The sequence below is a fragment of the Mucilaginibacter hurinus genome (assembly GCF_003324525.1).
Lineage (GTDB): Bacteria > Bacteroidota > Bacteroidia > Sphingobacteriales > Sphingobacteriaceae > Mucilaginibacter > Mucilaginibacter hurinus.
In genome coordinates this window covers 147,455-159,129 of record NZ_QGDC01000005.1, presented here as the reverse complement: position 1 = coordinate 159,129, position 11,675 = coordinate 147,455, and the positions used below count along the sequence as shown (strand labels likewise).

Annotated in this window: 8 protein-coding genes; all 8 read right to left on the bottom strand. The window is 43.1% G+C overall.

Annotation, left to right across the window (positions count from 1 at the left end):
• Positions 1-5 precede the first annotated feature (5 nt).
• The 8 genes from DJ568_RS10070 to DJ568_RS10035 are packed head-to-tail and all read right to left on the bottom strand — an operon-like array spanning position 6 to position 11,442.
• Positions 6-1,889, bottom strand: a complete 1,884-nt coding sequence (locus tag DJ568_RS10070) for a cytochrome c oxidase subunit I (RefSeq protein ID WP_199560952.1) — start codon at positions 1,887-1,889, stop codon at positions 6-8.
• 20 nt (positions 1,890-1,909) lie between these two features.
• A complete protein-coding gene (locus tag DJ568_RS10065; protein WP_114005144.1) occupies positions 1,910-3,118 on the bottom strand; it encodes a cytochrome c oxidase subunit II in 1,209 nt (402 codons plus the stop codon).
• Positions 3,119-3,168: 50 nt separating this feature from the next.
• On the bottom strand, positions 3,169-4,458 hold the full coding sequence (locus tag DJ568_RS10060; RefSeq protein ID WP_114005143.1) for a quinol:cytochrome C oxidoreductase: 1,290 nt from the start codon (positions 4,456-4,458) through the stop codon (positions 3,169-3,171).
• Between the two features lie 10 nt (positions 4,459-4,468).
• Complete coding sequence (locus DJ568_RS10055) at positions 4,469-5,044, bottom strand: c-type cytochrome (protein ID WP_114005142.1); 576 nt, start codon at positions 5,042-5,044, stop codon at positions 4,469-4,471.
• A complete protein-coding gene (locus DJ568_RS10050; RefSeq protein ID WP_114005141.1) occupies positions 5,028-5,564 on the bottom strand; it encodes a DUF3341 domain-containing protein in 537 nt (178 codons plus the stop codon). The genes DJ568_RS10055 and DJ568_RS10050 overlap by 17 nt, the downstream gene beginning before the upstream one ends.
• Positions 5,564-7,039 (bottom strand): NrfD/PsrC family molybdoenzyme membrane anchor subunit, encoded by a 1,476-nt coding sequence (gene nrfD, locus DJ568_RS10045; RefSeq protein ID WP_114005140.1) that lies wholly within the window; start codon positions 7,037-7,039, stop codon positions 5,564-5,566. The genes DJ568_RS10050 and nrfD overlap by 1 nt, the downstream gene beginning before the upstream one ends.
• A 28-nt stretch (positions 7,040-7,067) precedes the next feature.
• On the bottom strand, positions 7,068-10,145 hold the full coding sequence (locus DJ568_RS10040) for a TAT-variant-translocated molybdopterin oxidoreductase (RefSeq protein WP_114005139.1): 3,078 nt from the start codon (positions 10,143-10,145) through the stop codon (positions 7,068-7,070).
• Between the two features lie 40 nt (positions 10,146-10,185).
• Positions 10,186-11,442, bottom strand: a complete 1,257-nt coding sequence (locus tag DJ568_RS10035) for a cytochrome c3 family protein (protein ID WP_114005138.1) — start codon at positions 11,440-11,442, stop codon at positions 10,186-10,188.
• Positions 11,443-11,675: the final 233 nt, after the last annotated feature.

The window sequence follows — 11,675 nt, the reverse complement described above, 5'->3', positions numbered from 1 at the left end:
AAAAATTACTTTACTTCTTCGTTAGATTTTTGCGCGCTTGTCCATTTGTTGTACTCTTCTAAACCAACTGGGTTGTCTTCAAAATCATGTGGCAGGTTTGAGCTCATGGTTTCAGAGAACGGAACTGTTTGCGGTATAAAATCCTCGTCGTGGCCAGGCTTGCTGTAATCATACGGCCAGCGGTATACTGTTGGTATTTCACCTATCCAGTTGCCATGGTAGTGTTCAACAGGCGCTGTCCATTCAAGGGTAGTTGAATTCCAAGGGTTTTGCGGGCTTCTTTTACCGAAAAATATAGAATAAAAGAAATTGAACAAGAACGCTACCTGTGCCAAACCGGCTATAATAGCTGCCCAGGTAATAAATACGTTTACAGATAACCAACGCTCCATAGATTCAAACTCCGTAAAGGCATAATACCTACGCGGAACACCGTCCAGACCCATGAAGTGCATTGGGAAAAATACAAGGTAAGCACCGGCGAAAGTAAGCCAGAAGTGAAGGTATCCTAGTCTTTCGTCCATTAAACGACCGAACATCTTAGGAAACCAGTGATAAACACCGGCAAGCATACCAAATATAGCTGCAGAACCCATTACAAGGTGGAAGTGCGCAACCACGAAATAAGTATCGTGTAAGTTGATATCAAGAGCGGCGTTACCCAGGAATATACCTGTTAAGCCACCTGAAATAAAGAATGAAACCAAGCCGATAGCGAATAACATTGCAGGGGTAAACCTGATGTTACCGCGCCATAAAGTGGCCAGATAGTTAAACGTTTTTACCGCCGACGGCACCGCGATGATCAACGTAGTGATCATAAACACACCACCCAAAAACGGATTCATACCCGTAACAAACATATGGTGACCCCATACAATAAATGACAATACGGTAATGCCTATCAGCGAGTATACCATTGCATGGTAACCGAAGATTGGCTTGCGTGAATTGGTAGCAATAATCTCTGACGAGATACCCAGCGCAGGCATAATTACAATATAAACCTCCGGGTGACCCAAGAACCAGAACAAATGCTGGAATAATATAGGGCTTCCGCCTTCAAATGATTGCGGCACACCGCCTAATACAATGTCAGATAAATAAAAGCTAGTACCAAAGCTTCTGTCAAATATCAACAATACCACGCCGGCAACCAGTACCGGGAATGCCAACACCCCGCAGATAGCTGTAAGGAAGAAAGCCCATACTGTTAAAGGCATTTTCCAGAGATCCATACCTTTGGTACGCATATTTAACACGGTACTAACGTAGTTAATGCCGCCCATTAGAGATGATGCCACAAAAAGCACCATACTTATCAACCACAACGTCATACCCATATCAGAACCAGGCATAGCTTTAGGTAAGGCCGATAAAGGGGGATAAATAGTCCAACCCGGTCCGGCAGGTCCTTTTTCAACAAAAAACGATCCTAACATGATAACACTGGCCAAAAAGAAAAACCAGTAAGAAAGCATATTCATGAAAGGCGAAGCCATATCACGCGCGCCTACCTGTAATGGAATAAGCAGGTTACTGAATGTTCCGCTTAAGCCAGCTGTTAGTACAAAGAATACCATGATGGTACCGTGAATGGTAACCAGGGACAGGTAAAAATTTGGATCCATTAATCCGCCGGGTGCAAAACGGCCCAGCAATACTTCCATTAACGGGAAAGCTTTATCAGGATAGGCCAGTTGGATCCTGAATAAGATAGATAATATCATGGCGACAACTGCCATTAGAATACCTGTTATCAGGAATTGCTTGGCAATCATCTTATGGTCCATGCTAAATATATATTTAGACAGGAAGGTATCATGATGATGTTCGTGACCGTGTTCGTCGTGATGTACTCCGTGATCCTGAACTGATAATGTTGACATAATCGCTAATTCTATATATATTAATTATTTGACGCTAATTTGTTGTTTTCCTCACCTGAAACCTGCGTTGCATCAGCAAGTTTCAAATCCTTTTTAAGCTGCTCGTTTAAATATGGCTTTTGACTTGCAAGCCATTTTTGATATTCGGCTTCTGTAACAACAACTACTACTTTTTGCATATTGTAGTGTCCGCCACCACATATCTTATTGCAGTATAACAAGTATTCAAATTTAGGATTACCCTCTTTTGCTTTCATTTGGCGGGTAGTAAGCGTAGGCGTAAATTTGAAAAAGGTTGGTAGTCCCGGTACAGCGTTTAACTGAACCCTAAAGTGCGGCATATATACGCTATGAATAATATCCTGAGAATGTATATTTAAACGAATAGATTTATTTACAGGTAATACTAGTGTATCAGCCACCAGGTCATCAAAGCTATATTTATCTTTAAAATCAACACCTACTTTATTGCTTGGCGTTACCAGCGTATACTTCATTTTACCTAATTTTCCATCCGTACCCGGATAGCGCAATTCCCAGGCAAACTGATGGCCTGTAATGTCAATGTCAATTGAGGCCGGCTCGTCTTTAGCATCAACACTATTGGTTATTTTTTGCCATGTTGTAAAGCCAAACACTACCAATACAGTAAGTACAATGGCGGGTACTATCGTCCAAACGGCTTCAATCGTGTTGTTGTGCGGATAATAAGTAGCCTTGCGCTTATCAGATCCCCTGTATTTAAATGCAAAGGTGAACAGCAATATCTGAGTGATGATAAACACTATTAAAGTAATTACCGTAGTTACGGTAAACATGGTGTCTATTTTTACACCATGTAGTGATGTAGCATCAGGCAGGGTCATTTTTCCATGTACGGTAAATGACCAATACGTACCTATCGCACCTAAAATCAAGAATATGGCAAAAAGCACGCCCATAACATTGTTCCAGTTAAGTGGCTTTTTGCGTTGAATTTGCTGGGTTAAATCGTAAACCTTTAATATTTTACCAATAACAGCAACTATGATACACACTATGAAAAATAGCAGTACGTAATAGAAAACCCCTGTCCACACATCCGGTTTATCACCTGATTGTGAAGTTGCAGCTGTTGTTGCATCTGCTGCTGCCTCCTGGGCGGCCATCAGCACATTGGTGCCAAACAGGGTAAGCATCGCGAACAGCGAAAGTATTTTTTTAGAATTTATTAGTTTGTTGAATGCCATTTTACTGCTTGTTTGGTATTCTTTTATTTAGAGTGCAAATTTAACAATTATTATATGTGATGATGTAAGCTCTCATCAAGGAATGGGTGCTTTTTAGGCACAAGCGACTTAAACTTGCTTAACGCGCTTAGCGTCAAATAAATCAATAATCCGCCAAATCCAACAGCTATCGATACTTCCTGTATGCCAAACTGCTCCCAAAGGTGAGGCGTATGGCCTTCATGATAGTGCATTGTTCCGGGCATTATCATTATATAATAATCAAGCCAGTGACCGATGATTAGGATAATAGCTGTTATTTTAAGCCTGGCGGTTAAACGCTTAGCGTCGCGAGACATTAACAGTAATAACGGCGCAAGGAAGTTTAACACAAGATTTAACCAAAACCAAAACTTGTACTCCGGCTCCCACCTTTTATAAAAGTAAACTGTTTCTTCAGGTAAGTTGGCGTACCATATCAGGAAGAATTGGCCGAACCATACATATGTCCAAAAGATAGAGAAACCAAACATCAGCTGACCCAGGTTGTGCAGGTGATCCTGGCTAACCCATTGCATATAACCCTTTTTACGCAGGTATATTAAAAACAGAACAATGATAGCTAATCCGCTTACGTGCATGGCTGCCAGGTTATACCAGCCAAACATGGTTGAAAACCAATGCGCATCTAATGACATGATGGTATCAAAAGCGAAAACGGGAAAAGTGAAGCCAAATATTAACAGGAATATAGCAGCTACTTTAAAGCTTTTGTTGTAGTTAAACATACCACCGCGCTCGTCCTCGTCATTTGAAAATTTTACAAGTTTAAGCCCTGATACCGTGTAAGCTATCAGGAATAACAGTAGTAAGCCCAGGAAAGTGTAAATGTTAAGTAAGCCCGATTTACCTGCAATTATAGGGTCGTAATTAGCACTTGCCGGATCGGTTAACCCATGAGTAGCCCAATGTGCATATAAATATGGTGCATGTTCTTTTACCCCGTCAACCACAACTTCATGCGTAGTGAACAAGCCTGCAACAATAACTACTACTAAAATAACAGCAGCTATCGGTAACACCTTAGCCATAGCCTGCGGCAATCTTAATAACGATGCCGACCAGCCGGCCTGCGCCAGATATTGATACGATAAAAAGAAAACCGCTGCAATACAAACACAGGCAAAATAGTATGACATAAGCAGCAGGTTGCTGAAAGTACGCTGTACGGCAATATCGCTCGGATCGATAAGGAAACCGTATAGAACACCAACTACACCTATAACAATAGCTATTAAACTCCAGGTTTTTATCTTTCCTGAAAATTCATATTGTTGGTTAATATCAGTATGAGTACCCATTAATATAATATTATAAAGTTTGTAAATGGCGAACGTAGGCTACTACTTTCCAGCGCTCTTCAGGAGACAGCTGCGATGCGTATGATCCCATTGCGTTTAAGCCGTATGTGATTGTATGATAAATTTTACCGTCTGTTAGGTCTTTCATAGCACCGCCGCGCGATGACTGGCCGGTTGAATATGAAGGCGGAGCAGGGTAACCATGCTTAACCACTAATCCGTCGCCCTGGCCCGTCATACCATGGCATGGGCCACAAAAATGCTGATACAAAACTTCGCCATCTTTAAAGTTATACACTTTCGGACTTACCAAGGTGCGGCTTGCGCTATCATATCCGGCGTTAGTGTTGGCGTAATTAAAACGGGTAAAACCTACCGGTATAGTACCTTTTGGCGGAACCTGTGCAGTTTTGCCGTCAGCAAAATTAAGGTTCTCCTGATCGGGGTCATACGCTATATGCCTGTACATATTGGGGGCGTATTCCCAACCTGTGCTTCTCTTATCCTTACATGCGGTAACAAGTACCGATGCAGCGATAGAGATTGCTGTAATCCCCAATAGTTTAAACTTATTCATAGCTAACATATTTTCTGTCGTTATGCTTTATTTCTACAGCTCCTGCTTCTTTTAATAAATTGTTGATATCCTCGTGCGGAACATTTCCTTTCGCATCAATGGCTATTATAAACCTGTCGTCGGTAGCTCTTAGGTCCATTACCCTTGGCGCACGGCCAGGGAAAAGGTGGGTCGCCGCAAAAAATGTCAGCGTCATACCAAAAGCGGTGAATAGAATAGTCCACTCAAACGTAAACGGCACAAAAACTGGGATAGGGAAGTTTGGCTTGCCGCCAATATCCATAGGCCAGTCATGCACCAGCGTATAATATACAATGCTAAAAATCACCGACGCGCCCAGGCAGCCGAAGCAAAACGCGGCATACCCTAAACGTGATTCCTTAACGCCTAACTTAGCCTCGATACCGTGTACCGGCATTGGCGAGTATACGTCATAAATAGGAATACTGTTTTTTTGCAGTTTCTCAATCCCGTGCATCATATCGTCCGGGTCGTCAAAAAGGCCTAATATAAATTTTGTTTTGCTCATTACTTTTGTGTTTGGTAGTCCGCCAGATCAACACTGTCGTATTTTCCTAGTTCTTTTACGTAATCCTGAACTTGTTCTTTATCCAGTTTGCCACTATCAATCAGCTTTTTCTTAGCCTGCTCGCTTGATGTTTTCAATAACAATTTAACCTCAGCCATAGCTACTGACGGCAGGAAGCGTATGAATAACAGGAACAAGGTGAAAAACACACCTATCGAACCGATAAACACGCCTACGTCAACCCAGCTTGGGTAGAACATCACCCAGCTTGACGGAATATAATCGCGGTGCAGTGATGTTACGATAATTACGAAACGCTCAAACCACATACCTATGTTTACTACAATTGACAGTACCCATGAGAACGCAATGTTAGTACGCAGCTTTTTAAACCAAAATAGCTGTGGCGATATTACGTTACATGACATCATGCTCCAGTAAGCCCACCAGTACGGCCCGAACATACGGTTAAGGAAAGCGTATTGCTCATACTCAACACCTGAATACCACGCGATAAAAAATTCAGTGATGTAAGCCACACCAACAATTGAGCCCGTAAGCGTGATGATCTTGTTCATCGACTCAATGTGGAACATGGTAATATAGTTTTCCAGGCCCAGCACTTTACGTGTTACCAGTAACAGGGTTTGCACCATGGCAAAACCGGAGAAGATAGCACCCGCAACGAAGTATGGCGGGAAGATGGTGGTGTGCCAGCCCGGCATCAACGACGTAGCAAAGTCAAAGGATACGATGGTGTGTACCGAAAGTACAAGCGGGGTTGATATACCGGCTAAAATTAATGACACGGTTTCAAAACGCTGCCATGTTTTTACCGAACCTGTCCAACCGAATGACAGTATGGAATAAATGCGGCGACGAAGTCCTGGTACCGCCCGGTCACGTATAGTAGCAATATCAGGCAATAAACCTGTGTACCAAAACAGTAACGATACAGAGAAGTAAGTTGAGATGGCGAACACGTCCATCATCAATGCCGAGTTCCAGTTTACCCATAATACGTACTGGTTTGGCAATGGTAAAGTAAAGTACGCCAGCCATGGACGGCCCATGTGCGCCACAATGTAAGTGGCCGCGCAAATTACAGCGAATATCGTCATGGCCTCGGCCGAACGGTTAATAGAGTTACGCCAGTTTTGACGAAACAGTAATAATACCGCGGATATAAGCGTACCTGCGTGGCCGATACCAACCCACCATACGAAGCCGGTGATATCCCATGCCCATCCTACAGTTTTATTTAAACCCCATTCGCCCAACCCGTACCAAAATGTAACGCTGATTGAAACTACCCAAAGCATTGCGCCTAATGCGGCTACGGTAAAACCTATCCACCACGCTTTGTTGGGTTTATTTTCAACAGGGAAAAGTACGTCGTTAGTTATCTTGGCGTAGGTTATATCCTTGCCGGTAATTAACGGTTCCCTGATTATCGATTCGCTGTGAGATGCCATATGTATTTATATATCTCTGTTGTATTTATTAAGCTTGTAATTCAGTTTCAATGTTATTCCTAACCTTTACCTGGTAACCTATACCCGGCTGTACGTTAAGTTCCTGCAGTACATAATAAGTCCTTTCGCTCTTTAATGCTTTTGATAGTTCAGAGTTAGGATCATTAAGATCGCCGAATATGATAGCATTTGCCGAGCAGGTTTGCGCACAGGCAACTTTAACATCACCATCTTTAAGCGGGCGTTTTTCTATTTTGGCTTTCAGCTTACCTGCCTGTATACGTTGTACACAGAAAGAGCATTTTTCCATAACACCACGGAAACGCGTAGTAACATCTGGGTTAAGTACCAACTGTGTATGCTCGTTCTGCAGGTAATTATCAAAACGCGAATCATTCCAGTAATTAAACCAGTTGAAACGACGCACTTTATATGGGCAGTTATTTGCACAATAACGGGTACCTACGCAGCGGTTGTAAGCCATTTGGTTCAAACCTTCTGACGAGTGAACTGTAGCCAGTACCGGGCAAACTGTTTCGCAAGGTGCGTGGTCGCAATGCTGACAAAGCATTGGCTGGTGTACTACAGTAACATTATCAAGGTCGTCCAGCTTTTCTATTTCCTTTTCCCTGGTAACGGTGCCGTTTTCTTCAACTTCTTCGGCTTTTTTACCAGCGTTAGCGTAGCTATAATAACGGTCAATACGTATCCAGTGCATTTCGCGGCGGCGGCGCACCTCGTCCTTGCCCACTACCGGGATATTATTTTCAACGTTACAGGCCACAATACAGGCACCGCAACCGGTACACGCATTCAAATCAATGGCCATACCCCAATGGTGTATTGGCTTTTCAAATTTCGAGTTCTCCCACAGGTCGTACATTTTGTGATGCTGACCGTGACCGCTGCCCGAAGCCGGATCTTTTACATAATCTTTGAAAGTAGTTTCGCGGATTACATCGCGGCCTTCAAAAGAGTGGTGTGTTTGTGTTTGTGCTAAAGGCGATACATCCCCCGTTTTAGATAATGAAGCAACCAACGCTTTATGAATAGTTCCGCCTCTGAAACTTGAAAACGGATAAACGTTAGCGCCTACGCCATTGCCAACCATGCCGGCATGTGTGCGGCCATAACCAACTGCAATTGAAACAGTACCTTGTGCCTGCCCCGGCTGGAACAATACCGGTACTTCAACTGCATAACCGTTAGCCTCAATTTTAACAACATCACCTTCTTCTAAACCAAGCTTCTCGGCATATTTAGGCGCTATTGCTGCATAGTTGTCCCAGGTTACTTTTGAAACCGCATCGGGCAGTTCCTGCAGCCATGGGTTATTAGCGTAACGGCCATCGCCAACACCTGTACTTTGATAAAGTTGTACTTCTACCTTATCTTCTGGCGCCGCAAGCGCAGCACTGTTAGTAATCACATTTTGTGCCGCGGTATTAATGTCACCGGCAAATGCGTAAGCCGATGCCGTTGCAGGAGTAGTTTTTATAAAACCGGTTTGTAACAGACTCTCCCAACCGGCCTCGCCCGACAGGCCACCTAAAGCAAGCAGGTTTGTGGTCCAGTTGTTTCGTACGTAAGTATAGTAATCCTGTACCGTGCTGCCACTCCAAATAAGTAAGCTTTGCTCAGCTTGGCGTGTATTGTAAACCGGGTTTATAGTTGGCTGTACAACGGTGTAATAACCCGCTATTGAATTGTCGTCGCCCCATGATTCAAGATAATGGTGGTTGGGCGCAATCACATTACAAAGCGAGGCTGTTTCGTCGCTTTGGTCTGAAAAAGAAACTTTTAATTTGATTTTAGCTAAAGCATCTTTCAAATCCTTGCGGTTAAAATAGTCGTAAGCCGGGTTTGCGTCTAAAAACAAAGCCGCCCCAATTTCGCCGCGTTTAGCTTCTTCAATAAATGCTACAAATTCAGCATCGTTACCTTTATACTGGTTTGATGGGTTATCCAAATCAATAGTTGTGCCGTAGCTGCCAAGCAATGAGTTGATGGCATTTACAAGTACTTGTTTTGATACGCTGTTTGAGCCACAAACTACAAGAGCCTTGCCTTTTGCAGCAAGCAGTTCTTTAGCCGCCAGTACAATGGCCGTATCGGCATTAGCACTGGTTAACTTTTTAGTACCCGGAAGCGTAGTGCCTGATATTGCATTATATAAAGCAACAAGAGCCAGTCCTTCTTCTGAAAGTTTGATAGGGAAACGATTATCAGCATTGGTGCCTGTAACACTCATGCCGCTTTCGAACTGGATATGGCGAGACATCTTTTTCTCTTCCAGCGATTTGCTGCCCCGGTTTGATACATACTGGCGTGTAAACTCTTCGCCAGATATCCATGAACCAAGGAAGTCAGCCGCAAAACTTACGATAACATCAGCTTTATCAAAATTGTAATGCGGTATTACCGCCTTCCCAAAACTCTGCTGGTTAGCACGTATAATACCACTGTATGAGTACGCGTCGTAATTGATATGTTTTGTAGCAGGATATTTAGCTATGAAATCAGCAATAACCGCCTGGGTTGACGGGCTATGTACTGTTGAAGTAATAACACGTATACCTTTGCCAGCAGCTTGGATAGCCGTAAGCTGTGCAATAACAAAATCGTCAAGTTGCTCCCAACCGGCATCGCCGCCATTAATTTTCGGATCTTTTACACGGTTGCTGTTATATAAATCCAAAACCGATGCCTGCCCCTGTGCACTTAAGCCACCGCCTGCAAGCAGGTCATTAGGATTACCTTCAATTTTTATAGGACGGCCTTCACGGGTTTTTACCAATATGGCATGACCGTTGTACGTTGAAGTATAATAGTTGGCTACACCTGGGGTAACCTCTTCAGGTTTAATAAGGTATGGTATTGATTTATGCACAGGCACTTTCTGGCAAGCCGCCAGCGTTACCGCGCCTACACCAAAACCCAGCGCCTTCAGGAAATCACGGCGAGGTGTTTTTGAAGCCAGGCCTGCGCCGCTCAATACTTCTTCAATAGGTAGCGGCTCAGCAAATTCGTGTTTGTTTTTTTCAACAAATTCCGGCGTTTTGTTTAGCTCTTCTAAACCTTTCCAGTATTTTTTATTGCTATCCATTTAAGCTATATAAACTGTAATTGCTAACTTTTTAATTTTATTAATAGTGGCACTTGGCGCAATCCAAACCACCCAGTGCTGCAGCCGTTGGCTTCTCACCTTTCTTAATACGGTCATGCGTGGCAAGTACCTTATCATAATAGGCGTTACCCTTGCTATTCACCTCGGTACGTTTGTGGCACTGTATACACCACTTCATGGTTAAAGGCGAGTATTGATAAACTTCTTCCATGGTTTGGATAGGGCCGTGGCACTGCTGACATTTGATACCGCCTACCACTACGTGTTGTGAGTGGTTGAAATATGCAAAATCAGGCAGGTTGTGTACGCGTACCCACTGAATAGGCTTAGCCTTTGATTCGTCATACTTAGCCGTCTCCGGATCGTAACCTAAAGCGTCATATATCTTATGTATTTCAGGAGACTCCGTTTTAACGGCTTTGTGGCAATTCATACACACGTTTAATGACGGTATTGACGCATTTTTAGATTTGTATGCACCTGTGTGGCAGTACTGGCAATCAATTTTCATGGCGCCGGCATGCAACTCATGCGAGTATTTTATAGGCTGCACAGGCTGATATCCCTGGTGCATATTGGTATTCCACATGGTAACCCAGCTCCAGCTGCCCAAAGCGACAATGCCGCACAATACGATAAAAAATACAAGTTTTTTATTTTTTAAAGCCTTTTTAATGCCTGCCAGTTTATCAACTTCCGGTTGCTCTTCTACCTCTTCAAGTACCAGATCTTTGTTTTTAACAACTACACGCTCCAGCGTAACGATTACTTTGTTAAGTACAATGATTACGATAAACGCAATCACGATAACGCCTATTAAGCCCCATATCAGCAATCCGCTGGGGCCTGTTTCAGCTGGTGCGGCCGCGTCGCCTGCTGCCGGAGCAGCTGCCGCCTTCGCTTTTTCAGCCCGTACGTATGATATGATATTTTTGATATCAGCCTCGGCCAAATCAGCAAACGGAGGCATCATTACCTCGTTAAACTCTTTAAAAACAGCAACAGCTCTTTTATCGCCCGCAGCTACCAGAGCCTGGCTGTTCTGAATCCATTTTACAAGGTAAGCATCATCAGTTTCTGATGCCATTCGCTCACCCAATGCCGGACCTGTAGACCGTTGGTCTATTTTATGACATGCCGAGCACTTTGCCTTAAATATGGTTTCGCCTTTGGCCGCATCATCCTGCGCACTGGCTGAACTACCCAATAAAGCCAAACCGGCAACCAGTAAAACTGACCTTGTGATTTGTTTAAAGATTAATGAGATATTTCTCATACAATGTATTTATACTGAATAATATTTATTAAAATTTTAAAACCCGACCGATATTTCGCGGTTTGTCCTAATTTTTCCAGCCACAAAAGTAAAATTTATTACAGTATGGCTGACAAATAAATGACAGTTATCCACAATTTATAATCGTTCTAAACAAGCGTCAGAATGCTTTTAAAACCACTTTAATACGCCTTTTATGCTATCTTGTATAGACAAGCTCAGTTTTTATTAAC

Coding starts and splice junctions, on each gene's coding strand:
- DJ568_RS10040 (WP_114005139.1), bottom strand. CDS start 10,145: ATGGATAGCAATAAAAAATACTGGAAAGGTTTAGAAGAGCTAAACAAA.
- DJ568_RS10065 (WP_114005144.1), bottom strand. CDS start 3,118: ATGGCATTCAACAAACTAATAAATTCTAAAAAAATACTTTCGCTGTTC.
- DJ568_RS10035 (WP_114005138.1), bottom strand. CDS start 11,442: ATGAGAAATATCTCATTAATCTTTAAACAAATCACAAGGTCAGTTTTA.
- DJ568_RS10070 (WP_199560952.1), bottom strand. CDS start 1,889: ATGTCAACATTATCAGTTCAGGATCACGGAGTACATCACGACGAACAC.
- nrfD (WP_114005140.1), bottom strand. CDS start 7,039: ATGGCATCTCACAGCGAATCGATAATCAGGGAACCGTTAATTACCGGC.
- DJ568_RS10050 (WP_114005141.1), bottom strand. CDS start 5,564: ATGAGCAAAACAAAATTTATATTAGGCCTTTTTGACGACCCGGACGAT.
- DJ568_RS10055 (WP_114005142.1), bottom strand. CDS start 5,044: ATGTTAGCTATGAATAAGTTTAAACTATTGGGGATTACAGCAATCTCT.
- DJ568_RS10060 (WP_114005143.1), bottom strand. CDS start 4,458: ATGGGTACTCATACTGATATTAACCAACAATATGAATTTTCAGGAAAG.